Origin of the sequence: Williamsia muralis NBRC 105860, from assembly GCF_001598915.1 — a bacterium.
Classification (GTDB): Bacteria; Actinomycetota; Actinomycetes; order Mycobacteriales; family Mycobacteriaceae; genus Williamsia; species Williamsia muralis.
The window spans coordinates 271185-297787 of sequence record NZ_BDAP01000003.1; the positions used below are offsets into that span (position 1 = coordinate 271185).

Annotated in this window: 24 protein-coding genes, 4 tRNA genes and 1 pseudogene; 17 read left to right on the top strand and 12 right to left on the bottom strand. The window is 66.1% G+C overall.

All coding sequences use genetic code 11. The features are described 5' to 3' along the window. Nucleotides 1-40: 40 nt before the first annotated feature. Together WIMU1_RS13325 and WIMU1_RS13330 are read left to right on the top strand one after the other, a co-directional pair. A complete protein-coding gene (locus WIMU1_RS13325) occupies nt 41-412 on the top strand; it encodes an OB-fold nucleic acid binding domain-containing protein (protein WP_023959592.1) in 372 nt (123 codons plus the stop codon). A gap of 73 nt (nt 413-485) precedes the next feature. Beyond that, nucleotides 486-1232, top strand: coding sequence for a DUF3159 domain-containing protein (locus WIMU1_RS13330; protein WP_084248287.1), 747 nt, complete (start codon nt 486-488; stop codon nt 1230-1232). Here WIMU1_RS13330 and WIMU1_RS13335 read toward each other — a convergent pair. Both WIMU1_RS13335 and WIMU1_RS13340 read right to left on the bottom strand, forming a co-directional pair. Next, nucleotides 1204-1878, bottom strand: coding sequence for a potassium channel family protein (locus tag WIMU1_RS13335; RefSeq protein WP_030163327.1), 675 nt, complete (start codon nt 1876-1878; stop codon nt 1204-1206). The genes WIMU1_RS13330 and WIMU1_RS13335 overlap by 29 nt on opposite strands. A 65-nt stretch (nt 1879-1943) precedes the next feature. Beyond that, complete coding sequence (locus tag WIMU1_RS13340) at nt 1944-2612, bottom strand: potassium channel family protein (RefSeq protein ID WP_023959586.1); 669 nt, start codon at nt 2610-2612, stop codon at nt 1944-1946. A 130-nt stretch (nt 2613-2742) separates the two neighbouring features. Between WIMU1_RS13340 and WIMU1_RS13345 the strand changes: the two genes are divergently transcribed. The 3 genes from WIMU1_RS13345 to dxs all read left to right on the top strand — a co-directional run bounded on the left by WIMU1_RS13345 (nt 2743) and on the right by dxs (nt 8226). After that, nucleotides 2743-4770: an APC family permease gene (locus tag WIMU1_RS13345; protein ID WP_174548733.1), complete on the top strand. Its 2028-nt coding sequence runs from the start codon at nt 2743-2745 to the stop codon at nt 4768-4770. Further along, entirely contained in the window at nt 4767-6155 is a 1389-nt protein-coding gene (locus WIMU1_RS13350) for a class I SAM-dependent RNA methyltransferase (protein WP_062797933.1), read from the top strand. The genes WIMU1_RS13345 and WIMU1_RS13350 overlap by 4 nt, the downstream gene beginning before the upstream one ends. A gap of 88 nt (nt 6156-6243) precedes the next feature. Continuing rightward, nucleotides 6244-8226, top strand: a complete 1983-nt coding sequence (dxs, locus tag WIMU1_RS13355) for a 1-deoxy-D-xylulose-5-phosphate synthase (RefSeq protein WP_062797935.1) — start codon at nt 6244-6246, stop codon at nt 8224-8226. An 11-nt stretch (nt 8227-8237) separates the two neighbouring features. Here dxs and WIMU1_RS13360 read toward each other — a convergent pair whose 3' ends face one another. Both WIMU1_RS13360 and WIMU1_RS13365 read right to left on the bottom strand, forming a co-directional pair. After that, complete coding sequence (locus tag WIMU1_RS13360; protein WP_084248241.1) at nt 8238-9587, bottom strand: HRDC domain-containing protein; 1350 nt, start codon at nt 9585-9587, stop codon at nt 8238-8240. A gap of 12 nt (nt 9588-9599) precedes the next feature. Beyond that, nucleotides 9600-10190 (bottom strand): DUF3000 domain-containing protein, encoded by a 591-nt coding sequence (locus WIMU1_RS13365; protein ID WP_030163311.1) that lies wholly within the window; start codon nt 10188-10190, stop codon nt 9600-9602. 117 nt (nt 10191-10307) lie between these two features. On the opposite strand from WIMU1_RS13365, the gene hemE reads away from it, so the two are divergent. From hemE to hemQ, 3 genes are read left to right on the top strand one after another with little or no spacing between them, the layout of a single operon-like run. Next, nucleotides 10308-11357 carry a uroporphyrinogen decarboxylase gene (gene hemE / locus WIMU1_RS13370; protein ID WP_062797937.1) on the top strand — a complete coding sequence of 350 codons (1050 nt, stop codon included), beginning with the start codon at nt 10308-10310 and terminating at the stop codon, nt 11355-11357. Further along, nucleotides 11354-12739 (top strand): protoporphyrinogen oxidase, encoded by a 1386-nt coding sequence (gene hemG, locus WIMU1_RS13375; RefSeq protein ID WP_062797938.1) that lies wholly within the window; start codon nt 11354-11356, stop codon nt 12737-12739. Before hemE ends, hemG begins: the two co-directional genes overlap by 4 nt. A 35-nt stretch (nt 12740-12774) precedes the next feature. Continuing rightward, entirely contained in the window at nt 12775-13470 is a 696-nt protein-coding gene (hemQ, locus tag WIMU1_RS13380) for a hydrogen peroxide-dependent heme synthase (RefSeq protein ID WP_062797940.1), read from the top strand. A gap of 66 nt (nt 13471-13536) precedes the next feature. Here the strand turns inward: hemQ and WIMU1_RS13385 are convergent, their stop codons facing one another. The 3 genes from WIMU1_RS13385 to WIMU1_RS13395 all read right to left on the bottom strand — a co-directional run bounded on the left by WIMU1_RS13385 (nt 13537) and on the right by WIMU1_RS13395 (nt 17356). Beyond that, entirely contained in the window at nt 13537-14709 is a 1173-nt protein-coding gene (locus WIMU1_RS13385) for a glycosyltransferase family 87 protein (protein WP_062798562.1), read from the bottom strand. A 230-nt stretch (nt 14710-14939) separates the two neighbouring features. After that, complete coding sequence (locus WIMU1_RS13390; protein WP_158599272.1) at nt 14940-16571, bottom strand: alpha/beta hydrolase; 1632 nt, start codon at nt 16569-16571, stop codon at nt 14940-14942. A 26-nt stretch (nt 16572-16597) separates the two neighbouring features. Then, nucleotides 16598-17356, bottom strand: coding sequence for a pyrimidine reductase family protein (locus WIMU1_RS13395; RefSeq protein ID WP_062797942.1), 759 nt, complete (start codon nt 17354-17356; stop codon nt 16598-16600). Nucleotides 17357-17390: 34 nt separating this feature from the next. Between WIMU1_RS13395 and zapE the strand changes: the two genes are divergently transcribed. Further along, on the top strand, nt 17391-18404 hold the full coding sequence (gene zapE, locus WIMU1_RS13400) for a cell division protein ZapE (protein ID WP_030163293.1): 1014 nt from the start codon (nt 17391-17393) through the stop codon (nt 18402-18404). A gap of 10 nt (nt 18405-18414) precedes the next feature. Here the strand turns inward: zapE and WIMU1_RS13405 are convergent, their stop codons facing one another. The 5 genes from WIMU1_RS13405 to WIMU1_RS13425 all read right to left on the bottom strand — a co-directional run bounded on the left by WIMU1_RS13405 (nt 18415) and on the right by WIMU1_RS13425 (nt 19608). Next, on the bottom strand, nt 18415-18993 hold the full coding sequence (locus tag WIMU1_RS13405) for a GNAT family N-acetyltransferase (RefSeq protein WP_062797944.1): 579 nt from the start codon (nt 18991-18993) through the stop codon (nt 18415-18417). A 43-nt stretch (nt 18994-19036) separates the two neighbouring features. Beyond that, on the bottom strand, nt 19037-19246 hold the full coding sequence (locus WIMU1_RS13410) for a hypothetical protein (RefSeq protein WP_062797946.1): 210 nt from the start codon (nt 19244-19246) through the stop codon (nt 19037-19039). 90 nt (nt 19247-19336) lie between these two features. Further along, nucleotides 19337-19411 (bottom strand) — tRNA-Val (locus tag WIMU1_RS13415). A 28-nt stretch (nt 19412-19439) separates the two neighbouring features. Next, nucleotides 19440-19513, bottom strand: a tRNA-Cys gene (locus tag WIMU1_RS13420). Nucleotides 19514-19535: 22 nt separating this feature from the next. Beyond that, nucleotides 19536-19608 (bottom strand) — tRNA-Gly (locus WIMU1_RS13425). A 223-nt stretch (nt 19609-19831) separates the two neighbouring features. Between WIMU1_RS13425 and WIMU1_RS13430 the strand changes: the two genes are divergently transcribed. The 8 genes and pseudogenes from WIMU1_RS13430 to WIMU1_RS13465 form a co-directional block, all read left to right on the top strand. Next, a tRNA-Val gene (locus tag WIMU1_RS13430) sits at nt 19832-19903 on the top strand. Between the two features lie 122 nt (nt 19904-20025). Continuing rightward, the gene (locus WIMU1_RS13435; RefSeq protein ID WP_023959559.1) at nt 20026-20472 is read left to right on the top strand and encodes a TIGR02611 family protein; all 447 of its coding nucleotides are present in this window, start codon (nt 20026-20028) and stop codon (nt 20470-20472) included. A 122-nt stretch (nt 20473-20594) separates the two neighbouring features. Continuing rightward, nucleotides 20595-22667, top strand: coding sequence for a threonine--tRNA ligase (gene thrS, locus WIMU1_RS13440; RefSeq protein WP_062798564.1), 2073 nt, complete (start codon nt 20595-20597; stop codon nt 22665-22667). Then, complete coding sequence (locus tag WIMU1_RS13445; RefSeq protein ID WP_023959555.1) at nt 22664-23257, top strand: ATP adenylyltransferase; 594 nt, start codon at nt 22664-22666, stop codon at nt 23255-23257. Before thrS ends, WIMU1_RS13445 begins: the two co-directional genes overlap by 4 nt. A gap of 22 nt (nt 23258-23279) precedes the next feature. Then, a complete protein-coding gene (gene pgsA, locus WIMU1_RS13450; protein ID WP_062797948.1) occupies nt 23280-23951 on the top strand; it encodes a phosphatidylinositol phosphate synthase in 672 nt (223 codons plus the stop codon). Then, nucleotides 23948-24901 (top strand): phosphatidylinositol mannoside acyltransferase, encoded by a 954-nt coding sequence (locus tag WIMU1_RS13455; protein WP_062797950.1) that lies wholly within the window; start codon nt 23948-23950, stop codon nt 24899-24901. The genes pgsA and WIMU1_RS13455 overlap by 4 nt, the downstream gene beginning before the upstream one ends. Next, complete coding sequence (locus WIMU1_RS13460) at nt 24898-26022, top strand: glycosyltransferase family 4 protein (protein ID WP_062797952.1); 1125 nt, start codon at nt 24898-24900, stop codon at nt 26020-26022. The genes WIMU1_RS13455 and WIMU1_RS13460 overlap by 4 nt, the downstream gene beginning before the upstream one ends. 19 nt (nt 26023-26041) lie before the next feature. Continuing rightward, nucleotides 26042-26530, top strand: a pseudogene (locus WIMU1_RS13465) (LemA family protein); the annotation flags it as partial. Nucleotides 26531-26603: the final 73 nt, after the last annotated feature.

The window sequence follows — 26603 nt, forward strand, 5'->3', positions numbered from 1 at the left end:
GCCCACCAGCCCGATTGTCCCCGAAGGGTGCATAAGCGCAATGACCGCAGGCGGATATCTCAAACGCCTCACCCGCAGGCTCACCGAAGACATCGATCAACTCGATGCCGAGGACATCTCGCAGCAGTCGCAACAAGCAGGTGCACAGCGCGCCTGCGATTGTTCGGCAGGCGACGAGGTGACCATGCAAGGTGAGCTGCGCTCCGTCCAGACCTGTTCGAAGGCCATGAAGACCGGGATCGTTGCCGAGTTCTTCGACGGAACCGACGTGGTGACCCTGAAGTTCATCGGCCGCAATCGCATCCCCGGCATCGAACCCGGGCGGACGTTGACGGTGCGCGGCCGAATCGGTGAGCACGACGGCAACAAGGTGATGTTCAACCCGTACTACGAGTTGCTCGGTGAGAGCTGACGGCAGCGCTCATCGGCAGCAGCCAGATGGCGATGAGCGGGTGTCGCCCAACGACATCCCGGGTGACGCCGACATGGCCGACGCTCCCACGCTGACGCTGCTGGAGCAGATGGGCGGCGTCTCGGGGCTGATCTACTCGTCGGTGCCGATCCTCGTGTTCGTCCCGGCCAATTCGCTGTGGAATCTGACGGTGGCCATTTACGCCGCCCTGGCCACGGCGCTGGTCATCTTCCTGGTCCGGCTGGTGCGGCGTGAACCCATTCAGCCGGCTATCTCCGGTGTGATCGGCGTGGCGGTGTGCGCGTTCATCGCCCACCGCACGGGCAATGCGAAGGGGTTCTTCCTCTTCGGCATCTGGACGACACTGCTCTACGCCGGTGTCTTCGTGGTCTCCATCATCGTCCGGTGGCCCCTGGTTGGCGTGATCTGGAACACGTTGAACGGCAACGGAACCGACTGGCGTCGTCATCGGCGCACGTTGATCGCCTACGACATCGCGACCGCCATCTGGGCAGCCCTCTTCGGTGTGCGCTACCTGGTGCAATCATTCCTCTACGACCACGATGAAACCGGCGCTCTCGCGATCGCACGGATCGGGATGGGGTGGCCGCTGACTGCGGCTGCGGTTGTTGCCACGTTCTTCTTGGTCCGGTGGGCACACAAGGAAGAGTCTGTGGATCAGGACGCCGTCGCAGCCGGACCGGGCCCGGACGAAGTCACTTTCCGTGGCACCGGCACGCGCGTCGTCGACGGTGTGTCCGAGGACAACGCCCCGGAGCAGCCGGACGGGGCTAGCGGGCAGGCCCCGCCGGCTCGATGATCGCTGCGCGCAACTGACCTTCGGCCTCGGCGGGCACGATGAAGATCAGCTCGTCGCCGCCTTCCACGGCGTCGTCGGCGAGCGGCACGATCACGCGTCCGCCCCGCAGGATCGTGACCAGAGCGGCGTCGCGGGGGAGTCGCAGCTTTTTCACGGGCTTGCCCGCCAAGGGTGTGTTGTCGGGAAGCGTCATCTCGACGAGATTGGCCTGCCCTTGCCGGAAGGTCATGAGCCGGACCAGATCACCCACCGATACCGCTTCCTCGACCAGTGAGGCGAGCATCCGCGGCGTGGAGACGGCCACATCCACGCCCCAGTCCTCGTCGAACAACCACTCGTTGCGGGGATCGTTGACCCGGGCAACCACACGGTGGACCGCGAACTCGGTTTTCGCGAGCAGGCTGACCACCAGGTTGGCCTTGTCATCTCCGGTGGCCGCGATCACCACGTCGAACCGCTGCAGCTGAACCCGCTCGAGGTTGTCCAACTCACACGCATCGCCGCCGACCCACTGTGCCCCCGGTACCGATTCCTCGTCGATGTGCTCAGGATTGCGCTCGAGCAACGTGACGTCGTGGGCGTTGGCGATCAGCTCCCGTGCGATGGAACGGCCTACCGCGCCGGCTCCGGCGATCGCGACCTTCATGATTTCTCCTACGGGCTGTGGTCGAAAGACCTCGTTCGTGACTGGGTGGGTGATGCGGGCAGAACTCAGTCGAACTCCGGGGCCACGCCGGCGGCAACTGTGCGCACTGCCTCGAGGTTGTCGGTGAGGGCCGCGACGAACACCTGATCATCCTGCTGGAGAACCGATTTCGCGCTGGGTAACACGGGCCTGCCCAGTCGGTTGATGAAACTGACCCGGGACCCGGTGTTCTCCTGGAACAGGGTCACCGAGGTTCCCACCCACGATTCGTGCACGGTGAGCTGGACGATCGCGACCTCGCCCGACGGTTCGGTCCAGGCGACATCGTCAGCACTGCCACTGCCCAGCGCGGAGATGAACCGGTCAGTGGTCCACGGCACCGTCGCCACGGTGGGAATGCCCAGCCGTTCGTAGACCGCGGCGCGCTTGGCGTCGTAGATCCGGGCGACGACCTTGGGCACATTGAAGGTCTCGCGGGCGACGCGTGCGGCGATGATGTTGGAGTTGTCACCGGAGGAGACCGCCGCGAAGGCGTCGGCTTCGGCGATTCCTGCGCGGCGCAACACTTCCTGATCGAATCCGACGCCCTTGACCTTGGTTCCGCCGAAATCCTCGGGAAGTCGCCGAAACGCTGTGGCGTCGCGGTCGATGATCGAGACATCGTGCCCGGAACCTTGCAGTTCCTGGGCAATGGACGCGCCCACGCGACCGCATCCCATCACCACAACATGCATGAGAACTCCTCGCTCACATCACCTGAGTGAACTGTTGCTCCGAGCTCGGCTCGGCCGCGTCCACTCACTCTCCCGAACGCTACCGTGACCGCCGTAGCTATACGGCAGCACAGGCCCTATTGTTTGCTTGGTGTCCACGGTGTCGAAGACCTCCACCGCAGCCAAACGGCTGCTGCTGGGACGTCCTTTCAGGAGCGACAAACTCGGGCACACCTTGCTGCCCAAGCGGATCGCCCTCCCGGTCTTCGCCTCCGATGCCATGTCATCGGTGGCCTACGCCCCGCAGGAGATCTTCCTCGTCCTCTCGGTCGCGGGTCTGTCGGCTTATACGTACACACCCTGGATCGGTCTCGCCGTCGCCTTGGTGATGGTCGTGGTGGTCGCCAGCTACCGGCAGAACGTCCACGCCTATCCCTCCGGCGGCGGCGACTACGAGGTGGCGACGACCAACCTCGGCCCCACTGCCGGTCTGACGGTCGGTAGCGCACTGCTGGTCGACTATGTCTTGACGGTGGCCGTGTCCATCGCATCGGCGGCCGAGAACATCGGTTCGGCCATCCCACTGGTCCAGGACCACAAGGTGTGGTTCTGCGTGGTGGCGATCGTTCTGCTGACGTCGATCAACCTGCGCGGACTCCGAGAATCGGGCACTGCGTTCGCAATTCCCACCTACGCCTTCATCTTCGGGATGGTGGCGATGCTCGGCTGGGGTTTCCTGCGGGTCCTCGTGTTCGGTGATGATCTCACCGCCGAGACCGCAGGCTACGAGATCAAGGCCGAGCAGAGTCACCTCGTCGGTATCGCGTTCGTGTTCCTCATCGCCAGGGCGTTCTCGTCGGGCTGTGCGGCGCTGACCGGGGTGGAGGCGATCAGCAACGGGGTACCCGCTTTCAAGAAGCCCAAGTCCCGCAATGCGGCCACCACCCTGCTGCTGCTCGGCGGCATCTCCATCGTCCTGTTGATGGGCATGATCCTGCTGGCCAAGCAGATCGGTGTGAAGTACGTATCGGATCCGGCGAAAGACCTCATCGGCGCCCCCGACGGATACGAGCAGAAGTCCTTGATCGCGCAGATCGGACACGCCGTGTTCGGCGGATTCACACCCGGCTTCTACTTCGTGACCATCGTCACCGCACTGATCCTGGTACTCGCAGCGAACACGGCGTTCAACGGTTTCCCGGTGCTCGGTTCGGTTCTGGCGCAGGATCGCTACCTCCCGCGACAGCTCCACACCCGTGGTGACCGGCTTGCCTTCTCGAACGGAATCCTCTTTCTCGCTGCTGCGGCGATCGCGTTTGTTGTCGCCTTCGGCGCTGAGGTGACCGCATTGATCCAGCTCTACATCGTCGGGGTGTTCGTGTCGTTCACCCTCAGCCAGATCGGCATGGTCCGGCACTGGACGCGGCACCTCAAGACAGAGAAGGATCCCAGCGCGAGGTCGCGGATGCTGCGCTCGCGGGTGATCAACAGCATCGGTCTGGTGATGACCGGCTCGGTCCTGATGATCGTGCTGGTGACGAAATTCCTTGCCGGAGCATGGATCGCCATCGTGGCGATGGTCGCGATCTTCGGCCTGATGAAGCTGATCCACCGGCACTACGCCTCGGTGCAGGCCGAATTGGACAATTCCGACTACGAGGCGGTGTTGCCGAGCCGCACCCATTCGATCGTGCTCGTGTCCACGCTGCACCTGCCGACCCGCCGGGCGATAGCGTTTGCCAGGGCCACCCGTCCGGACACCCTCGAAGCCGTCACCGTGAACGTCGACGATCGCGACACCCGGAAACTGGTGGCGCAGTGGGAAGACAGCGACATCACCGTGCCGCTCAAGGTGATCGCCTCGCCGTATCGAGAGGTCACCCGGCCGGTCATCGAGTATGTGCGCCGACTGCGGCGTGAGTCACCGCGCGATGTGGTGACGGTGTTCATCCCGGAGTACGTGGTGGGACATTGGTGGGAGCAGATCTTGCACAACCAGTCGGCACTGCGCCTGAAGGGTCGTCTGCTGTTCGAGCCGGGTGTGATGGTGACGTCGGTTCCGTGGCAGCTCAGCTCGTCCGACCGCCGTAAACGCGACCGGGTCTACATTGCCCCGGGCGACACCCGGCGCGGCGTCGGCTCCACACCCGGAGAACGCACCGGACGGGGGCCCGAGTGAGCGGCCCCGAGAGTAGAGAAGGCCACGACATCGGTTGGCTGGGAACAGAATTCGATATAACCGTTGACCGGCTGGGTCACGGGGGCGTCTGTGTCGGCCGCCATGAGGGCAGGGTTGTCTTCGTCCGGCACGCGCTGCCGGGGGAACGGTTGCGGGTCCAGGTCACTGAGGATCGTGGCAAAGGGTACTGTCGCGCCGAGGTGGTGGACATCCTCACCCCGTCCGATCACCGCATCGACCCGGCCTGCCCGGCGGGAGCCCCCGGTGGCGGCGCCGGATGCTGTGATCTGTCCCATACCACCGGAAGCCATGCGCGCGAGCTGAAGTCGTCCGTGCTCACCGAATTGCTGTCCAGGATGGGCGGGGTCACCTGGGAAGGCGAGGTCACCTCGCTCGACCCGCATGCCGGATCCGAACCGGAGACAGGATGGCGAATCAGGCAACGGCTGTTCGTCGACGACGACGGCAGGCCCGGCCTGGCGGCCTTCGGATCGCATGCGGTGGTCCCACGACTCGACTGTGCGCAGCCGGTCACCGGCATGCTCGGTGGGCTCGACGAGTACACCGGCCTGACACCGGGGGCCGAGCTGGTCATCACGATCGGTGACGACGAACAGCGGCACATCTCGCAGATCGCGCCACCGGAGGCAGAACGCGGGCGGCCGGCGAAGCGGCGGACCCGGGCAAACGACCGACGCGGTCAGGCGCAGCGGTCACGCTCGAAACGTGCCGCGCCGCGGATCGAGGAAATCGTCTCGGGCACCGGATCGGTTCAGCGCACGGTCGGGAACCGGACGTGGCTCTTGCCGGTGTCTGGCTTCTGGCAGGCCCACCGGCTGGCGGCAGCCGGGTACGCGAACACGGTCCGAGAGCTGCTCCGGCAGGCCGACCTGGGTCCGTCCGTGGTCGCCTGGGATCTGTACGGGGGAGCCGGAACACTGGCCGGCGCGATCCTCGACGAGTGCGACAGCACCCGTGCGGTGGTGACCGTCCATGTCGTGGAGACGGACTCACAGGCGGTCGCTGCGGGATCCGAGACGTTCGCCGACGACCCGCGCGTGCACTTCCACCACTCCAGCGTGACCCGGACCGTGGCAGATCTGCCCGCCCCGACCGTTGTCGTCGCCGACCCGCCACGCGCGGGCGCGGGCAGGGAAGTGGTGGACAAGATCGTCGCCGCAGCGCCCTCGGCGATCATCGCTGTCGGCTGCGACCCGGCAACCTTCGCCCGTGACCTGGCGGACTATCGACGCGGCGGCTACGAGGTGCACTGGTTGCGCGGTTTCGACGCGTTCCCACTGACCCACCACATCGAAGCGATCGCGCTACTGCGGTCCTCGCCACAGTCGGCTGCGGTACGAGCCCGCAGCGGCATACGTCCGTAGACTGGGTGACCACGCGCCGCCACAGCCCGGCGGCGCAGCGACGGTCTCGAACATCTCGCCGTTGCCCATTGCCATGAAAGGACCTGGGATGAGCGTGCTGGATTCGGTCAATTCACCCGCCGACCTGCGCGAGCTCTCCTTGGAGCAGACCCAGGAACTGGCTCAGGACATCCGGCAGTTCCTCATCGCGAAGGTGTCGGCGACCGGCGGCCACCTCGGACCGAATCTCGGAGTCGTCGAGCTGACCTTGGCGCTGCACCGGGTGTTCGACTCGCCCCAGGACGCACTGCTCTTCGACACCGGTCATCAGTGTTACGTGCACAAGATCGTCACCGGTCGCAAAGGTGCCTTCGACACCCTGCGTCAGCGTGGCGGGCTCACCGGTTACCAGGAGCGAGCCGAGAGCGAGCACGACTGGATCGAGTCATCGCACGCGTCCGCGGCATTGTCGTACGCAGACGGGCTGTCCAAGGCGTTTGCACTGACCGGTCAGGACCGGCACGTCGTGCCGATCGTCGGAGATGGTGCGCTCACCGGGGGGATGTGCTGGGAAGCACTGAACAACATCGCCGCCGGCGATCGCAAGATGGTGATCATCGTCAACGACAACGGTCGTTCGTACGCGCCAACCATCGGCGGATTCGCCCAACATCTGTCCGGACTGCGGCTACAGCCCGCATACGAGCGGGTCCTCGACGAAGGCCGGCGCGCGGTGTTGCGTCTGCCGCTTTTCGGGCAACTCGCGTACTCCGCTCTGCACGGTCTCAAGACCGGTATCAAAGATGCGCTCACACCCCAGGCCATGTTCACCGATCTCGGCCTCAAATACGTCGGGCCGGTCGACGGCCATGACCAGGACGCGCTCGAAAACGCTCTGCGCCAGGCGAAGGCGTTCGGCGGACCGGTCATCGTCCACACCGTGACCCGCAAGGGCATGGGTTATCACCACGCCGAGAACGACATCGCGGACCAGATGCACTCCACCGGGATCATCGATCCGGCCACCGGCAAGGCGACCTCGGTGTCGGCCCCGGACTGGACGTCGGTCTTCTCGGCTGCCCTGGTCGAGGCCGGGGGTCAGCGTCGTGACATCGTCGCCATCACCGCAGCGATGGCCGGGCCCACCGGGCTGGCCGCTTTCGGAGAGCGTTTCCCGGACCGGATGTTCGACGTGGGCATCGCCGAACAGCATGCCCTCACCTCGGCGGCGGGACTTGCGCTCGGTGGGATGCACCCGGTTGTCGCCATCTACTCGACGTTTCTCAACCGCGCGTTCGACCAGTTGCTGATGGACGTTGCCCTGCTCGGACAGCCGGTGACACTCGTGCTCGACCGCGCCGGCGTCACCGGGCCCGATGGCCCCAGCCACAACGGGATGTGGGACCTGTCCCTGATGTCCATCGTGCCGGGCATGAGGGTCGCAGCGCCCCGCGATTCGGTGCGGCTGCGTGAGGAACTCGCCGAAGCGCTCGACATCAACGACGGCCCCACGGCGCTGCGTTTTCCGAAAGGTGCCGTGCCCGAGGACATCCGGGCGATCGACCGACTCGCCGACGGCACCGATGTGCTGCACCGGCCGGGGCGCGGTGAGTCCGAAGACGTCCTGATCGTCGCGGTGGGTCCGTTCGCCTCATTGGCCATGGACACTGCGGCCAGGCTGGCGCAGCAGGGGATCGGTACCACGGTGGTCGACCCTCGCTGGGTACTGCCGGTGCCGGAGTCCATTTCCGAACTCGCCGTCGAGCACCGTCTGGTGATCACCGTGGAAGACGGTGGAGTGCATGGTGGTGTCGGGTCATCGGTCTCGGAAAACCTTCGGGCCAAGGGGATCTCGACGCCGGTCCGTGATGTCGGTATCGCTCAGGAGTTCCTGACGCCTGCCTCGCGTGGGCAGCTGCTCGATGAGCTCGGACTCACGGCTCAGGACGTTGCCCGGGCGATCACCGCCATGGTCTCTCGGATGCAGCCACAGCTGTCCTCGTCGGACGAGAACGATCTCGACTCCGGCTTCGCGGGCACCGACGACGTACGTCCCGAGAACAGTTCACGCACACGCGAATCCGGCCGGTGACGGGCTAGCCGTCAATCGTTGTCGGTCGACGGCCCGTCGGCATCCTCGTCCTCGAGGGGCCGACCCAGTGCTTCGCTGATCACCGGTGCCGTCAACTCGATCTGCCATGGACGTGCGCCACCCGCGGCCAGCCGTTGCTCGACGGCCTGCACGGTGGGCGGATCGATTCCCTCCCAGGACACCTGGCGAACCAGCTCGGGGAGCAGCAGGTTCTCCACGGGTACCGAGAACTGTTCGGAGAGGTCGGTGAGGCCGGCTCGAATCCCTGCCAGCCGGGCAGCAGCCTCGGGATCCTTGCCCTCCCATCGATTGACAGGCGGTAGACCCACCGCTGCCGGCCGACGCGACGGCAGTTCCTTGTCGGTCAGTCGACGCGCGGCATCCAGCGCCGACAGCCAGCGGGCGGCCTGGCGACGTTGGCGAGGGCCGCCGAACACCGGCACTTTGTACAGTTCGTCGAGTGACTTCGGGTCTGCGGTGGCAGCGGCGATGATGGCCGAGTCGGGAAGGATGCGTCCGGGAGCCACATCGCGACGCCGGGCGATCTCTTCGCGGGCATTCCAGAGCTGCTGGACGGCTGCGAGGATGCGCGGCGACTTGATGGTGTGGATACGGGAAACGCGTCGCCACCTGTCGGTGCGGGGCGGTGGATCCGGTCGGGCCAGTACGGCGGCGAACTCTTGTTCGGCCCAGGTCTCCTTGCCTGCATCGACGAGAGCGGCTTGAACCGCGTCACGCAGTTCAATCAGGACCTCGACGTCGAGAGCGGCATAGTTGAGCCAGTCGGCCGGCAGAGGACGCCTTGACCAGTCGGCCGCTCCGTGTCCCTTCACCAGGCCCAGCCCCAAGAAGTGCTCGACCATTGCCGCGAGGTTGACCCGGGCGATCCCGAGCAACCGGCCGGCCAGTTCGGTGTCGAAGAGCCGGGCACATCGGAATCCGAGCTCGCGCAGGCACGGCAGGTCCTGATCGGCTGCGTGGAGGATCCACTCGGGGCCGTCGAGTGCGTCGATCACCGGGGTCAGCGCCTCAGGATGATCGATGGGATCGATGAGGAAGGATCCGCTACCGGTTCGTTTGATCTGGATGAGGTATGCCCGCCCCGAGTAGCGGAAGCCGGAGGCGCGTTCGGTGTCGAGTGCCACCGGACCAGTGCCCTCGGACAGCAGTCGGCCGGCTTCGGCGAACTCGGCTGGGGTGGACAGGACGGGCGGAACGCCATCCGCCGGTTCTGTCAGCGGAATCGGTTCGGGACGGTCGGGCTCGTCTGTGGTGCCGCCGTCCACCACATCCGGGTCGCCGGGTGACTGATCGCCCGGGCCGGTGTGGGCCGTCGGGTCAGTGCTCGTGGGATCGGTCATCGGCGTCGCGGCTCACGCTTTGGTGAAGCCGAGCTGCGTGACGCCTGTCGGCGGCAGCCCGGCCGCGAGCGACAACACCTCGCAGAAAGCTTCGACGTGCCCGTCGAGGTCACTGTTGGTCGCGGTCCAGGAGGCGCGGAGTTCCAGTTGATGAGCGCGCGGTGGTCCGGAGATGTCGCCGTACCGAACAGATGAGGTGGAGGTGACCGTGCCGCCGAGGGCCGTGATCTCGATGGTGGGTTGCGCCAGCGCCTCGGTGAGCCAGCTCCACGCGACTTCCGGGAGCAGCGGGTCGGCGGCGAGGACCGCTTCGACCTCTGCCTGGATGAAGGCCACCAACCGCATGGTGCCGTTCCAGGCCTCATGTCCGTCGGGATCGTAGAGCAGGATCAGCCGGCCGAAAGCGCTGCCGTCGGAGTCCGTGGCGATCTCGCCGTCGTCGGGCTGGGTCACCTCGGCGCCCACGGCATAACTGAAGGGTGCCAGCCGCTGAGGTGGGCGAATGCTGCCGAGCTCGATCTCCGACCGCACCTTGGCCGCATGCATCGATTCGATGGCGCTGCGGAAAACTGCAGGCTCGCTCGAGGCTTCGGATGTGGTCACCCGTCGACCGTAGGTCCAAGCCGGGCGGACCGACGGTAGGCGCGCCGATGGCTTGATCGGCCCCCTATTCGGTAGTCCTTGGAGTGCTGGGCGCAGTGCATGGCAGCATGTCAGGTGATGACTCAACAACATGCCCGCGCCCTTTCGCCGCTGGTCGCGGCCGCTCGTGGGCAACAGCCCGACCGCCGACCGGTGTGGTTCATGCGGCAGGCCGGCCGCTCACTGCCCGAGTACCGGGAGATCAGGGTCGGGCGCGGGATGCTCGAATCCTGCTTCGACCCCGAACTGGTTTGTGAGATCACCATGCAGCCGGTTCGCAGGCACGGTGTCGACGCGGCAATCCTGTTCAGCGACATCGTGGTTCCGCTCAAGGCGGCCGGGGTCGACCTCGACATCGTCTCCGGGGTGGGTCCGGTGATCGCGCATCCCATCCGCACGCACGCCGATGTCCGCGCTCTTCCCTTGCTGACGCCCGACGCGGTCGGTGCGGTCTCGGCCGCGGTGAAACTGTTGAAGGCCGAGCTCGGCGAAACCGCACTGATCGGTTTTGCGGGCGCCCCGTTCACTCTGGCGTCGTACTTGATCGAAGGCGGCCCCAGCCGCAACTACGAGAACACCAAGGCCCTGATGTACGGGCAGCCGGCCATCTGGCACGAGCTGGTCGGCAAGCTAGCCGACATCACGATCGCCTTCCTGAAGGTCCAGCTCGATGCCGGAGTGGACGCCTTCCAGTTGTTCGACTCGTGGGCAGGCGCGCTCTCGGTGGCCGACTACAACGCCTTTGCCCGGCCCCATTCGGCGCGTGTCTTCGCGGAACTGGCGTCGTACGGCGTTCCCCGCATCCATTTCGGGGTGGGCACCGGCGAGTTGCTCCACGACATGGGAACCGCCGGCGCCGACGTGGTCGGGGTCGACTGGCGGATCCCGCTCGACGATGCAGCGCGGCGGATCGGACCCGGCCGGGCTCTTCAGGGAAACCTCGATCCGGCCGTGCTGTTCGCGCCGTGGCCGGTGGTGGAACAAGAGGTCCGCCGCATCGCCGCCGAAGCTGATCGAGCGGTGGCAGCGGGGGCATTGGGCCACATCTTCAACCTCGGTCACGGGGTTCTGCCCGCCACCGACCCGACCGTGTTGACCCGGGTGGTGGAGTTGGTGCACTCGCTGTGACCCGTGTCGCGGTGCTCGGTGGCGGTATCTCGGGACTGACCGCGGCGTACCGATTGCGGACGCTACTCGGGCCAGACGCGGTGATCGATCTCTTCGAGGCATCTCCCGTCCTCGGTGGCACGCTGCGGACTGCCGAACTCGATGGACACCATGTGGATGTCGGTGCCGAGGCATTCCTGGTTCGCCGCCCGGAAGTCGCCGCTCTGGTGGACGAACTCGGCTTGACCCCGTCACTCGTCCATCCCGGTGTTCTCGGCCCCAATGTCCTCAGCGGTTCCACCCTCAAGGCAATGGCCCGTCCGACGGTGATGGGAATCCCCGGTGGTCCGGACGCCGTACGCCACCTTGCCGAGGCGGACGACCTTGCGCGCATGGCCGATGAGCCGCAGCGACCCCTTGACTGGCAAGCAGGACAAGACATGTCGATCGGGGCCCTGATAGGGGACCGATTCGGCCGGTCGATCGTGGATCGCAGTGTCGACCCGATGCTCGGCGGTGTGTATTCGGCGCGCGCTGACGACCTGGGTGTGCGGGCCGTGGTCCCCGCCCTGGCGGCGCGACTCGACGCCGGTGCTCCCAGCCTGACCGCGGCAGTGACCGACCTTCTGGCCGCATCAGGTGGTTCTGGTCCGGTGTTCGGCGCCTTGGCCGGGGGATACCGCCAGCTGGTCGACGAACTCGGCCATCGCTGTGCCGCAGGCATCCATACCGGCGTGGCAATCCGACAGCTGATCCGGGCGGGCTCCGGCTGGATGGTCGACGACACCCGCTACGACGGTGTGGTGGCTGCGTTGCCGGCCCCCGTCTTGGCCCGCGTGTGCGCAACCGTTCCCGAGGTCGCCGAGCCGCTGGCGCGGGTCGACCTGTCGGGGTCGGCGGTGGTGTCGCTGGCGCTCGAGGCGGGTGTCGACCTGCCACAGCTCTCGGGGGTGCTCGTGGCCAGTGACGAATCACTGGTGCACGCAAAGGCTTTCACCTTCAGTACGCGCAAGTGGAATCACCTCGCCGCGGACGCGGTGTTGGTGAGGGTGTCGTTCGGTCGTTACGGCACCGATCTCGAGAGGATCGAGGACGACCAGCTGATCGACTGGGCTGTGGCGGATCTTGCAACGGTCATCGCTCTGGCCGGCGGGGGAGAAGTGCGTGTCGGACCGCGGGACGCCGTGGTCCAGCGGTGGCCCGGCGGACTTCCTCGATACGCGCCCGGGCACGCGTCCCTGGTCTCAGAGGTCGACCGCAGTCGTCCACCGGGTCTGGTGCTCGCCGGGGCCACTTTCGACGGTGTGGGGGTACCCGCATGTGTCGGTCGTGCAGACAGGGCGGCCCGGCAACTCGTCGCCGATCTGGCTGTTGATGGGCCGCGGAGCACGCCACTGCGCTGACATCGCGTTGTCCTGGCAATGGCAGGATGGGAGCCATGACGCGCATGGACTATGCAGAACTCAACGCCACTGTTCGTTACCTCATGTTCTCGGTCTTCTCGGTTCGGCCGGGCGAGCTGGGCGACGATCGGGACGAGGCGATCAGCGACGCCCGCCAGTTCTTCGACTCGCTCGAGGCCAAAGGTGTTGTGGTTCGCGGCTTGTACGACGTCTCGGGTCTGCGGGCCGACGCGGACTTCATGATCTGGTGGCATTCGGAAGAGGTCGAGCAGATCCAGGCCGCCTACGCCGATTTCCGCCGGACCACCATCCTCGGCCGTGCGAGCAACGCAGTGTGGAGCAACGTGGCGCTGCACAGGCCCGCCGAGTTCAACAAGAGCCACATCCCGGCGTTCCTCGCGGGTGAGGAACCGGGCAAGTACATCTGCGTGTACCCGTTTGTCCGCTCGTACGAGTGGTACCTGCTGCCCGATGCCGAACGACGCACCATGCTCGCCGATCACGGCAAGCAGGCACGCGGATACAAGGACGTGCGGGCGAACACCGTGTCGTCGTTTGCCCTCGGCGACTACGAGTGGTTGCTGGCGTTCGAGGCGCCCGAGCTGCATCGGATCGTCGACCTGATGCGCGACCTACGCGCCACCGAGGCACGGATGCACGTGCGCGAGGAGACCCCGTTCTTCACCGGCCCGCGCGTCGACGTCGACAAGCTCATCACCGCGCTGCCCTGAGCAGCCACTGCCCTCGAGCAGTCGACCGGTCAAGCGCTGTCCGATGCGTCGATTTCCGGGTTCGGTTCATGCGCCGACGGTGGCCGCGGGCCGCGTTCTGGTTCCGGGGATCTCGTGATCCCCGGACTTGCGAAGGTCCAGATACCGGAACAGCAGCGCGCAGAACACCGCGATCATCAGCAGTGACCAGCCCCAGGTCACCTTGTTGTACTCGATCGCCCGCCCGAACGCCTCCCAGCGATCCGAGTAGAAGCCGTCGAATGTGAAGCACCCGTAGACACCGAGCCAGGCCGGCCAACTCCGGATGGCCGAGCCCCGCATGAACACCGTCATCAGCAGCGGGAACAGCAACATCGAGTAGTAACCCTGGCCCAGCGAGCCGACCAGCCACGACGTGCACAGCAGCACACCGGCCGAAGTGCTCATCCACAGCAGTTCGTCGGTGGTGCGGTAGTAGCGGTACAGGAACCACAGGCTGAAGGCGGCCATCAGGACAAAGGCGATCCGCAACAACACCACGAGCCAGGTCTGCACGCCGAAGTAGGCGGCATTGCCGACGATCGAACTGTTGTAGTAGTCGCGCGCCTCGAACAGATACGGCGCGGTGCGGCTCACGAAAGACCGGGGGTCGGCGGACAGCGGCCACGCGAGCGCGGTCAGCAGCAGCGGGACCCCGATCGCACCCACGAACACCTTCCACTGACGGTTGAGCAGCGGGAGCAACAGCAGCACGGCAAGAACCGGTTTGACCGCGAGGGTGAGACCGAGAGGGACACCCGCCCACAGGTCTTTCCGTTTGAGCGCCAACATCATGAACAACAGCTCACCGAGCAACACGAAGGCGTTGAAGTTCACGAAGATCAAAGTGTGCGACACCGTCTCGGACAGGAAGAAGACGAACAGCACAACGGGCATCACCCACGACCGGACCGAGTACCCGAACATGCGGGTGATCAGATACGCGCACAGCACGAGCACGGCGGCGGAGACGAAGATGAACAGCCATCGCGCTCGCTCGGGGTCGATGTAACCCAGCGGAGCCATCAGCAGCGTTCCCGACGGCGGGTACAGGTAGTGAGGGTCGACCGTGTTGTAGTTCTCGGTGTAGATCGGCTCGTTGCGCAGGAATGCCAACGCGGCGCGATACACCGGCGAGAAGTCGTCCGTGCGGTCGCCGTCCACGCCCAGGATCACCGTGCGCTGGAACACCATGAGGATTGCCACGGGCCAGAGCACCATCGAGATGATGCGGCCTACGTCGACACCCGGGAACAGGACGCGTTCAGCCGTTCCCGTGCGGTTGACCAGGCCGTAACCGGGTCGCTTCCCGTGCTCCCGCCCGACGTCAGCGGAAGGTTTCTGGTGGTCTCCGGTGGATGGGTCATTGATCGACACTGCCGCACCGTACTACGACAGCGGCCCTGCGCCGTGCCCGACACCACGAACCGATGCCGGTCCCGCTGATCCGGTCAGGCCGGACACGCACCGGGAGCGGGTGGTTCACCGGAGCGCGCGTAGGCGATGGCCGCTTCCCCGGCACAGTCCGAGTGCGCCAGCACCGAGTAGCCGAGGCCTTCCCACGAGAGAATCGACGACGTGGCACCGGCGCCGATCAGGGCGCCGTTGATGCCGTCGGACGCGGTGGGTCCGTTGATGGTGTCGCCCGAGCCGGTGAACATCAGCACCGGCACCGGGATCTCGCCGATGGTCGGCGGGGCGGCACCGGCGGGGAAGCCGTTGCAGCGCAGGAGGCCCAGTGCCGTGCCGGCACCGGTCAGTGGGTATTGGCGTCCCCATTCGGCGATCAACCCGTCGATCTGGTTGCGTCCGACGGGTTCGAAGGTGTCGTTGCACTGTGACAACAGCTGACCGTCTGTGCCACGCAGGGCCCGGGCCTGACCTATCGCCGTGCGCAGTGGGCCGAGAGCGCCGCCGTCGGCTGCACTGAGCATGTCGGCGGCTGTGGTGATGACGGTGGCCCGGTCGCCGGGCGCGAGCGCGATGGTGGTGGTCAGTGCCGCCAGGACGTCGGTATCGGCGATGCCGTCGAGGCCGCCGGTACGCGCCCGATCGAGCAGGCCGGCGATGACGACGCCGGGGTCGGCGCCGAGGGAGCAGCTGATGGCCCGGCACTGATCGGCGAACAAGCCGAGTGCCGCGCCGGTGCCCTCGGCGATCTGTTGCCCGGTGGTCTGGGCGTTGGTCGAATACGGCGCCGGCGTGTCGAGGATGAGCCGGGCCAGGTGGTCGGTGTAGAGCCCTGCGTAGGCGAGTGCCACAGCTGCGCCTTCCCCGACGCCTGCGATACCGATCCGGTCCACCTGCCACACCGTGCGCAGCTTCTCGAGATCGGCTGCCGCATTGTTGGCGGTGAACTGCACCTGGTGCGGGCTCAGGATTTCCGTACAACCGTCCGACGCCGACGTCCCCGCGGCGGCCAGTCGCTCCACGCGCGCCGGGTAGTCAGCGGATGAGGTGCTGAAGCCGTTGTTCAGGAGCGTGTTTCGTTCCAGGTTCGTCATACAGTCGAGCGGCGTCGACGCGCCGGTCCCGCGCCGGTCGACAGCGACCACGGGATGCGCCGACAACAGATTGCGACCGCCACCCTGGGCCAGGCTGAGCAGTGTGCGGGTGGACGGTATGTCGGTGCCGGAGGTCAGCACCAGCGGAGCAGCGTCGGCGGGCGTGTCGGCCGACCGTGCTCGGACAGCCGAGACCGTGACGGTGTCGATGCTCTGGGTGCCCGGTGTCACCGAGTTCTCGAAGTTGCCGCACTCGAACGTGACGCCCGGTGCAAGAGCCGTCCCGGGAAACCGCTCCTGGAGATCGTCGCCGCACTCTCGCCATGCCAGATCCTGTTTGGGGACTTCGAGGCTCGGCGGCGGCGTCGTGGTCGTCGGGGCCTGCCCTCCGCCGTTGTTCTCTTCGATGACCAGATCCGGCCCGGGATCGGGGCCGGCGGTACATCCGTTGAGGATGCCCACCGCCACCATCGCTGCCGCCAGCAGGCGCAGTGAGCGGCGACGGGCTGAACGATCCGGGCGGCTGAGCGACCACATCCGGCCGGTGCGGTCGTCTGTGGTCACAAGAGCGCGCTGCATATCGGCGAGGGTACTGGCGAACGACATCACCCCTGATCGCGCACCCAGCGCAGGTACAGGTAGTCCTCGTCGTCGGCGAGGACGTGGGCGCGTCGCATTCCACGTACCGCGTCCGAACCGGCCGTCATGTGTTTGCCACTACCCGCAGTGACCCTGGGGCTGACCGTCACGCAGAGCTCGTCGACCAGATCTCTGTCGAGCAGCGAACCGAGCAGGGCCGGCCCACCCTCGCACAAGATCTGCGTCAGGCCGCTGTCGGCAAGGTAGCCGATCGCCTGTGCCGGATCGACTTCCTCCTCGCCGCAGTCGACGACGGTCGCCCCGGCATCGCGGAGCCGAGCGCGAGCGCCTGCGGGGGCCGAACGGCAGGTGAGGACGATGGTGCTCGGTGCGAGAGTGAAATCACCCTCTCCGGGAACCGGGATGGTGAGTGTGTTGCTCACCAGGGCGAGCGCCGCGGCCGCCGGCCGGCCATCGGCCGTTCGCAGCTCGCCGAGCAGGGGATGTGGCCGAACCGGCCCGTATCCCTCGGTGACAGCGGTGCGGGCACCCACCACGATGACGTCGGCCAGTGCCCGCAGAACCGAGAACAACCGCTGGTCACCCGACGACCCCAGGGCTCCGGATCGCCCTGCGACCGTTGCCATCCCGTCGATCGACGCGATCATGTTGGCGCGTACCCGGGCGACGCCCGTCTGACCCACCGGATAGGCGTAGAGGGCGGCGAGCGCCTTGTCGTCGAGGTCACCGGTTGTGAGCTGGGTCGCTTTGCGCAGTGGGTACACACAGCCATTCTCGTCACGTCGCTAGGCTCGGCGCATGCCAGCACGTTTGAGTGACCGCACTCCGCAGGTCGCGCCCGAGGCCCTCGTCGATGAGATGGTGCCCCCCTCGATGTTCGACGAGGTCAGTTTCGACTCGTATATTCCCGACCCCAACGAGCCGAGCCAGGCCGAGGCGGTCAAGGCCGCGCGCAGCTTCGTCGAACGCGCGACCAAGGCAAAGGGGGGCAAGCGTGGCCTCTTCGGGCGCAAGTCCGCGCCGCAGCAAGGGCTGGGCCTCTACCTTGACGGCGGTTTCGGCGTCGGCAAGACCCACCTCCTCGCGTCGATCTATCACGCGATGCCGGGACCCAAGGCGTTCGCTACCTTCGTGGAGGTCACCCACGTCGTCGGAGCTCTCGGCTTCGCCAATGCCCTCGAGCGGCTCTCGGACCACTCCGTGCTGTGTATCGACGAGTTCGAGCTCGACGACCCGGGCGACACCATGCTGGTGTCGCGACTGCTGACCGAACTGTCGGCCAAGGGCGTCTCCATCGTCGCCACGTCCAACACCCTGCCGGGGCAACTCGGCGAGGGTCGTTTCGCCGCGCAGGACTTCTTGCGAGAGATCAAGAAGTTGGCGGCGGTGTTCGAGGCCATCCGCGTCGACGGCCCCGACTACCGGCACCGCGACCTACCGCCGGCCCCGCCACCCCACAGCGACGCAGAGCTCGAGAACCTGGCCGAGAGCACTCCCGGCGCCACCTTGGACAACTTCGACGAACTCTGCGCACACCTGGCCAAGCTGCATCCCTCCAAGTACAAGGCGCTCGTGGAGGGCGTCACCCTGGCGTGCGTGGAAGGTGTGCACCCCGCTGCGGATCAGACGGTCGCGTTGCGTCTCGTGGTGCTGGCCGACCGCCTCTACGACGCCGGAACCCCGCTCATGGTCTCGGGTTCGAAGCTGGACGAGATCTTCACCGAGGAGATGCTCGCCGGTGGCTACCGCAAGAAGTACCTCCGTGCGACATCGCGTCTGCTCGCACTGTCACGGTTCGCGGAATCGGCGTAGCCCTTCAGGGTCAATGCAGATCCGACGTCGGCGGGGGAGTGCGCGCGAGCACGTAGTCGCTGCAGCGCTTGCCGCCGACGACAAATGACTTGCGCCCCACGATGGTGAAACCCATCTTCTCGTAGAACCGTTGCGCTCGGCGGTTCTGCTCGTTCACGCCGAGCCAGATGCGGGCGCTGCCCTGCTCGGCGGCGTGCGCGAGCGCTGCCGACATCAACGCCGCGGACACCGCTCCGCCGTGAAAGCCGGGTAGCACGTACAACTTCGACACCATCGTCAGCGGGCGTTCCGGAATGGCCGCGAGGACCTCGGTGTCGTCGGGTTCGGAGTCGATGAGGAGTGCGTACCCCACGATGGCACCGGAGGCGCTGTCCGTTGCCTTCAGGACGTGATGATCGGGCTCGCTGAGATACCTGCGGAAGTGCTGACCCGACAATGTGGCCGCGATGAAGTGCGCGACGTCGTCGGCGCTCAGATCCGGAGGGCAGGCCAGGGGGAAGGTCGCGGCCGCGACCTCCGCCAATTGGTCGGCGTCGGTGGGATCGTCGGTGAAGTTCACCAGTATCTCGGGACCGCTCACGACGATCATCTCAACACGGGCGTACGCGGGCCGCTCAGCCGCGTGAGGTCTCTCAGCGTGAGCTGGTGGCCAGCTCGGCCTGGCCGGACACGAGTTGCTGCGCAGCGGCGTGCAGGGCCCGTTCCCGTTCCTCGATGTTGCTGTGCTCGCGGCTGATCGGCAGCAACTCGATCAGGATCTGGCTTCCGCTGACCGAGTACCCGTTGGTGCTCGCCCAGTTGAGGGTGTACTGCAAGACGTCGCGGTCGAGAGTGTCGTTCATGGAATTCCTGTGACTCGATGTGATGAACAATCCGTCCGTACCCGTCACATGAGAATGACCCGGGGTCGCCGGGTCATTCTGTGGTGCAGGTGGTGCGCGATACAGGGATTGAACCTGTGACCTCTTCCGTGTCAGGGAAGCGCTCTCCCGCTGAGCTAATCGCGCGAGATTGTGTTCAGTTGTCGAACTGATCTGGAGGCGGCGACGGGAATCGAACCCGTGTGCACGGCTTTGCAGGCCGTTGCCTCACCACTCGGCCACACCGCCACGGTGGAAATATCGTGCTCCGAGCGGATGACGGGATTCGAACCCGCGACCCTCACCTTGGCAAGGTGATGCGCTACCAGCTGCGCTACATCCGCATGCACCCTGAAAACTGCTGCTCTGGGTGCGAACGTGAACATTATCGGACGTACCCGCAAAGCAACAAATCCGCTGGTCAAACGGTCGGTTGCGGAACGATCCCCAGGTCACGGGCCGCGGCGACACCCGGGGTGAATCGAGTCGATGTGATTTGGGTTCCGGCGGGGTGTGCGTGTTAATGTCTTTCGGTCGCAGACCCCGGTTCAGCCGGGGTAGACGTCAGGTCCCGTGGCTCAGTGGAAGAGCGTCCCGTTCACACCGGGAAGGTCGCTGGTTCGATCCCAGCCGGGACCACTTCATCTCCCGTTCAATCGACTGACGTTCGTGCGCAGTCCTGTTGCATCTCCCGTGTTGCCGAGTTCCGTAGAGTTGCCGGAAAAGGTTTGCAAACGGTCAATTTCGGACAAAGGAACGTCATGCCTGATGACGCGAAAGTCGATGCCGACGAAGAACGGTCCCAGGGCGGGATTCTCTCCGCGATCGGCAACAAGCGTGACCAGATTCGGGAGCAACGCCGCCTGAATCTCATCTACCGCTGTTGTGTCGGTGTGGTCGGAACGGGCGTCCTTCTCGTGGGTATCGCGGCGATCCCTTACCCCGGTCCCGGATGGTTGATCGTGTTCGCCGGTCTGGGCATCCTCGCGTCCGAGTTCGACTGGGCGCGCCGCCTGCTCCATTTCGCGCGCAGCAAGTACGACGCATGGATGGACTGGATCAAGAAGCAACACTGGACGGTCCAGGCGGCATTCGCCATCCTGACCTGCGCCATCGTGCTCCTGACGCTCTGGCTGCTCGGCGCGCTCGAGATGGCGGCCGGCTGGATCGGTCTCGATTGGTCGTGGCTGAAGAGCCCGATTCTGTAATCGCGCCAGAACTTCTCGGCGACCGGTAGGGGGTAGTGGGTCCGCCGGGCACTACGATCATGGACTGATACGCCAGCTCGGCCGTGCCGGTCGAGTGGTCTGCCTCGACAAGGAGTTTCCTGGTGCCCGAGAACGCCGCCGCCCCGCCCCCAGCCACGATCACGGTGGCGGCCGGGACCACTGTGGGGGCGGCTCTGCGCGACAGCGGTCATCCCAACAAGGGGCCCGAGGCGATCGTCGTGGTCCGCGACGCGGAAGGGACGCTTCGCGACCTGTCGTGGTCGCCCACGAGCGATGCGGTGGTCGAGCCCGTTGCGGCCAACACCGACGACGGACGCAGCGTCATCAGGCACTCGGCTGCACATGTGCTGGCGCAGGCGGTTCAGGATCTGGACCCCAAGGCCAAACTGGGGATCGGACCGCCGATCGAGAACGGTTTCTACTACGACTTCGATGTCGAGGACCCGTTCACGCCTGACGATCTGACCGCGCTCGAGAAGAAGATGAAGCAGATCATCAAGTCCGGTCAGCGCTTCTCCAGGCGCGTGTACGAGTCGGTCGACGCGGCGAAGGCCGAACTGGCCGGGGAACCGTACAAGCTCGAATTGGTCGACGACAAGGGTTCGGCCGACGACCCCGAGGTGATGGAGGTCGGGGGTGGCGAACTCACCGCCTACGACAACCTCAATCCTCGCACCGGCGAACGGATCTGGGGCGATCTCTGCCGGGGTCCGCACGTGCCCACCACCAAGTACATCACCGCGTTCAAGCTGACCCGCAGTTCGGCGGCATACTGGCGCGGCGACCAGGACAACGCGGACCTGCAGCGCATCTACGGCACGGCCTGGGAATCGGCCGAGGCGATGGACGCCTACCTCGAGTTGCTGGCCGAGGCCGAACGCCGCGACCACCGAAAGCTCGGTGCCGAACTCGATCTGTTCAGCTTCCCCGACGCGCTGGGCTCGGGTCTGCCGGTGTTCCATCCCAAGGGCGGCATCATCCGCAAGGAACTCGAGGACTACTCGCGCCAGCGGCACATCGCCGAGGGCTACGAGTTCGTGAACACCCCGCACATCACCAAGAGCAACCTGTACGAGATCTCCGGTCACCTCGATTGGTACCGCGATGGCATGTTCCCGGCCATGCACCTCGACGCCGAACTCGACGACGACGGCGAGGTGCGCAAGCCCGGCCAGGACTACTACCTCAAGCCGATGAACTGCCCGATGCACAACCTGATCTTCAACGCACGGGGCCGCTCCTACCGGGAGTTGCCACTGCGGCTCTTCGAGTTCGGGTCGGTGTACCGGTACGAGAAGTCGGGAGTCATCCACGGCCTCACCAGGGTTCGCGGAATGACTCAGGACGACGCGCACATCTACTGCACTCGCGAACAGATGCGGGCCGAGCTCACCACCACCCTGAACTTCGTACTCGGACTGCTCAAGGACTACGGCCTCGACGATTTCTACCTCGAACTGTCGACCAGGGATCCGAAGAAGTCCGTGGGTTCGGACGAGGTCTGGGAAGAGGCGACGGCCACCCTTGCCGAGGTCGGCGAGGCATCCGGTCTGCGGTTGGTGCCCGATCCCGGTGGGGCCGCGTTCTATGGTCCGAAGATCTCGGTACAGGTCAAGGATGCGCTGGGCCGAAACTGGCAGATGTCGACCATTCAGCTCGACTTCAATCTGCCGGAGCGATTCGAGATGGAGTACACCGGTGCCGACGGGTCCAAGCACCGGCCGGTGATGATCCACCGAGCGTTGTTCGGATCCATCGAGCGGTTCTTCGGTGTGCTCACCGAGCACTACGCCGGCGCCTTCCCGGCGTGGCTGTCCCCGGTGCAGGTTGTCGGCATCCCGGTCGCGGACGCGTTCGTTCCCCATCTCGACGGTGTCGTGACACAGCTGAGGTCGCTCGGCGTCCGTGCCGAGGTCGACGGTTCGGACGACCGGATGCAGAAGAAGATCCGCAATCACACAACCGGCAAGGTCCCGTTCATGTTGCTGGCCGGCGAACGTGACGTGGAGGCCGGCGCCGTCAGTTTCCGTTTCCGTGACGGCACACAGGTCAACGGGGTTGCGGTCGCGGACGCGGTCACCCTGATCGCCGACTGGGTCGCCCAGCGTCGCAACGAATCCCCGACCGCCGAACTGATCGCGACGCCTGCCGACGCTGCCGGGGAGGCCCGGTGACCCACACCGACAACCCCGGTGTCATCCGCGACCAGGGGCCGGGCGACCCGGACCGGCTTCAGCGGCTGTGGAGCCCGCACCGGATGTCGTACATCACGGCTGCCCCGCGATCGGGTGTGGACCCGGACGGGGACGACACCACGTCCGCGAAGTCCGTCCACCCATTCCTCGACATCCCACGGATGTCGGACGAGGCCGGGCTGATGGTCGCCCGAGGTGAATCGGTGTACGCGGTGCTCAACCTCTATCCGTACAACCCCGGGCACACGATGATCGTGCCGTACCGGCAGGTCGCCGACCTCGAAGACCTCACAGAGGTCGAGAGCCGTGAACTGATGGTGTTCACGCAGAAGATGATTCGCGCGATCAAAGCGGTCTCCAATCCGGACGCGTTCAACGTCGGGCTCAATCTCGGTGCCGCAGCCGGTGGTTCGCTGGCCGAACACCTGCACCAGCATGTGGTTCCGCGGTGGGGTGGAGACGCCAACTTCATCACGGTGGTCGGGGAGACGAAGGTGATGCCGCAGCTGCTGCGCGACACCAGGACTCTGCTCGCCGACGCCTGGCGACAACTCGAGGACGGAACATGACCAAGCAGAGCGTGAACGATCCATGCTGAGCGTCCTGGGTCGCGCCTCGGTGTCCAAGGTCACCCTGCCCCTGGGGCGAGCCTTGATCAAGACGGGCCTGACGCCCGACGCGATGACCGTCATCGGAACGGTGGCGACCATCGCGGCAGCGGTGACGCTGTACCCGATGGGTTACCTGTTCGTCGGCACCCTGGTGATCTGGCTTTTCGTGATGTTCGACATGCTCGACGGCGCGATGGCGCGGGCACGCGGCGGCGGCACCAAGTTCGGTGCGGTGCTCGATTCGACGTGTGATCGGCTCGCCGACGGCGCGATCTTCGCCGGCCTCGGCTGGTGGTGCCTGGTGGAGAAGCCGCACCAGTGGCTGTTCGTCGCGACCATGATCTGCCTGGTCACCTCTCAGGTCATCTCGTACGCGAAGGCACGTGCCGAGGCCAGCGGACTGAACGGTGACGGCGGCCTCATCGAACGCCCGGACCGCCTAGTTATCGTCCTCGTCGGCGCCGGCCTCACCGGTATCGGACTGCCGTGGGCCATCCACATCGCGATGTGGCTTCTCGCCGTCGGCAGCATCATCACGGTGTTCCAGCGGATGTGGTCGGTCTACAAGTCGCCCGGAGCCACCGACCTGCAGCCGATCGTCGCTCCCTCCGCAGGTGGGGCGACCCAGGGCGAGGACGGACCGGAGTCGTGACGACGGCCGGCGAGCGTATTGCCGACCTGGGGTACGCGGCGGGGTGGTCGCTTGTGCGGCGCCTGCCCGAGGGTGTCGCGCGCACGGTGTTCGACAGTGCGGGAGGCTACGTCGGCGGCCGGGGCGGCGGACCGGCCCAGCTGCGCAAGAACCTCGCCAGGGTGGTCGGCTGTGCACCGGCGGAGGTACCCGACGACCTCATGCGAGATGCCATGCGGTCCTACGCCCGCTATTGGCGCGAGGCATTTCGGCTGCCCGCCATGGATTTTCAGGTGGCCGCGTCGCGGGTCGACCTCCCCCCACCGGATCGACAACTGCTGGACACAGCCCTCGCGAAGGGCAAGGGCGTGGTGTTCGCGTTGCCCCACAGCGGCAACTGGGACATGGCCGGGGTCTGGCTCGTCCAGAACATCGGGGACTTCTCCACCGTGGCGGAGCGACTGAAACCGGATTCGCTCTTCGAACGTTTTGTCCGATACCGCGAGACCCTCGGATTCGAGATCTTCCCGCTCAGCGGTGGCGAACAACCCCCCTACGGCCAACTGGCCAAGCGGCTGCGCAGCGGCGGGGTGGTGTGTCTCCTCGGCGAACGGGACCTGGCCAGACACGGTGTCCCCGTTCAGTTCTTCGGCGAGCCGACGCGGATGCCCGCGGGCCCGGCGAAACTCGCCATCGACACCGGCGCCGCCCTCGTCGGGGTTCACCACTGGTACACCGGCCCGGACACCTCGCAGATATCGCTCACCGGACCGATCGACACGTCCGGGGGAGTGGAGGCGGCAACCCAGGCGCTGGCAACGGTGTTCGAGACGAACATCGCCGCCCATCCGCAGGACTGGCACATGCTGCAACCGCTCTGGGAGGCCGACTGGTCCGACGAGCGCCGTGAGCGCATCAAGGGGGCCGACACCTCTCGGAGCGACGAGGATGTCGAGGGCGCCGCGGGATGAAGATCGGCATGATCTGCCCGTACTCGTTCGACATCCCGGGCGGTGTGCAGGCCCACGTCATGGAACTGGCGCAGGTCTTCATCGATCGGGGACACACGGTGAGCGTTCTCGCGCCCGCCGGACACGACAAGAAACTGCCCGGCTATGTGGTGTCGGTGGGCGAGGCCCTCGCCATCCCGTACAACGGATCGGTTGCCCGGATCGCCTTCGGGCCCAAGGCCTATCACAAACTGCGATCCTGGCTTCGGGAGGAGAAGTTCGACGTCCTCCATGTGCACGAGCCGAACTCGCCGAGTGTCTCCATGTTGTCGTTGATGGTCGCGCAGGGCCCGATCGTCACCACTTTTCATACATCCACGACGAAGTCGTTGATACTCAGCATCTTTCAGGGAATCCTCCGTCCCTACCACGAACGCATCGCCGGTAAGATCGCCGTCTCCGAACTCGCCCGACGTTGGCAGATGGAGTCTTTGGGTTCGGACGCGGTCGAGATCCCGAACGGGGTGCACACCGACATGTTCGCCGGAGCCCAACCGCTCGACGGGTATCCGCACCCCGGCAGAACCGTCCTGTTCCTCGGTCGCTTCGATGAACCACGCAAGGGTGTTGACGTGCTGATCAAGGCACTGCCCGCTGTGGTGGCGCGCTTCCCCGACGTGCGTGTCCTGATCGTCGGCGGGGGTCACCAGCGAACGTTGCGGGGCAAGGCCGGCGACCTGGCCGACCACCTCGTATTCCTCGGCCAGGTCGATGACGACGTCAAAGCCCGCGCCCTCCGTTCCGCGGACGTGTACTGCGCTCCCAACCTCGGCGGCGAGAGTTTCGGCATCGTGCTCGTGGAAGCCATGGCCGCCGGTACCGCCGTGGTCGCAAGCAAGCTGGACGCGTTCCGGCGGGTGCTCGACGACGGGCAGGCCGGTGTGCTGGTCGAGGTGGGGGACGCCGACCAACTCGCCCAGGGGATCATCTCCGTTCTCGGTGATGACGACGGCCGGGCAGCGATGGTTCGCCGTGCACGTGATCGCGCCGCCCGCTACGACTGGTCCGAGGTCGCCGACCAGATCCTGCGTGTGTACGACACCGTCGTCGTCGGGGCCGGCAAGGTCGTCGTCTCCGATTGACCCCTTCTGAGAGGACTTCATGACCATCTCCGCCCTGACCGTCCTGATCCTGGGCGTCATCACGGTGCTGGTGTTGCTCGGTCTGGGCTGGGCCTACAAAACCGCCAACCGGCTCGACCGACTCCACGTGCGGGTGGACCTGTGCTGGCAGGCGCTCGACGCCGCGCTTGCCCGCCGGGCGGTGGTGGCCCGATCCATCGGGGCCGGCCTCGGGCCGGAGGGCCGGGAACTGATCATCGCCGCCGATCGAGCGGAGGGTTCGGCGCGGCCGGATCGTGAATCTGCCGAGAACGTCGTATCGGCGGCGCTGGCCCAGATCGACCTCTCGTCGCTGCGATCGCAGCTGGTCACCGAGCTTGCCGACGCCGAGACCCGCGTGATGATCGCCCGCCGGTTCCACAACGATGCCGTTCGCGACACCCTGGCCCTCCGCAATCGGCGACCGGTGCGTTGGCTGCACCTGGGTGGCACCGCACCGACCCCGCTGTACTTTGAGATCGTCGAGCGAGCTCCCGTCTGACCTGCCCGCCCGACGTCGAAAAGGGGCGTGTGATGCCGCCGGACCACGCGGCGCCGAGAAA

Coding starts and splice junctions, on each gene's coding strand:
- WIMU1_RS13325 (WP_023959592.1), top strand. CDS start 41: ATGACCGCAGGCGGATATCTCAAACGCCTCACCCGCAGGCTCACCGAA.
- WIMU1_RS13330 (WP_084248287.1), top strand. CDS start 486: ATGGCCGACGCTCCCACGCTGACGCTGCTGGAGCAGATGGGCGGCGTC.
- WIMU1_RS13335 (WP_030163327.1), bottom strand. CDS start 1,878: ATGAAGGTCGCGATCGCCGGAGCCGGCGCGGTAGGCCGTTCCATCGCA.
- WIMU1_RS13340 (WP_023959586.1), bottom strand. CDS start 2,612: ATGCATGTTGTGGTGATGGGATGCGGTCGCGTGGGCGCGTCCATTGCC.
- dxs (WP_062797935.1), top strand. CDS start 6,244: ATGAGCGTGCTGGATTCGGTCAATTCACCCGCCGACCTGCGCGAGCTC.
- WIMU1_RS13360 (WP_084248241.1), bottom strand. CDS start 9,587: ATGACCGATCCCACGAGCACTGACCCGACGGCCCACACCGGCCCGGGC.
- hemE (WP_062797937.1), top strand. CDS start 10,308: ATGACTCAACAACATGCCCGCGCCCTTTCGCCGCTGGTCGCGGCCGCT.
- hemQ (WP_062797940.1), top strand. CDS start 12,775: ATGACGCGCATGGACTATGCAGAACTCAACGCCACTGTTCGTTACCTC.
- WIMU1_RS13385 (WP_062798562.1), bottom strand. CDS start 14,709: ATGGTGCTCTGGCCCGTGGCAATCCTCATGGTGTTCCAGCGCACGGTG.
- WIMU1_RS13390 (WP_158599272.1), bottom strand. CDS start 16,571: ATGCAGCGCGCTCTTGTGACCACAGACGACCGCACCGGCCGGATGTGG.
- zapE (WP_030163293.1), top strand. CDS start 17,391: ATGCCAGCACGTTTGAGTGACCGCACTCCGCAGGTCGCGCCCGAGGCC.
- WIMU1_RS13405 (WP_062797944.1), bottom strand. CDS start 18,993: ATGATCGTCGTGAGCGGTCCCGAGATACTGGTGAACTTCACCGACGAT.
- WIMU1_RS13410 (WP_062797946.1), bottom strand. CDS start 19,246: ATGAACGACACTCTCGACCGCGACGTCTTGCAGTACACCCTCAACTGG.
- WIMU1_RS13435 (WP_023959559.1), top strand. CDS start 20,026: ATGCCTGATGACGCGAAAGTCGATGCCGACGAAGAACGGTCCCAGGGC.
- pgsA (WP_062797948.1), top strand. CDS start 23,280: ATGCTGAGCGTCCTGGGTCGCGCCTCGGTGTCCAAGGTCACCCTGCCC.
- WIMU1_RS13460 (WP_062797952.1), top strand. CDS start 24,898: ATGAAGATCGGCATGATCTGCCCGTACTCGTTCGACATCCCGGGCGGT.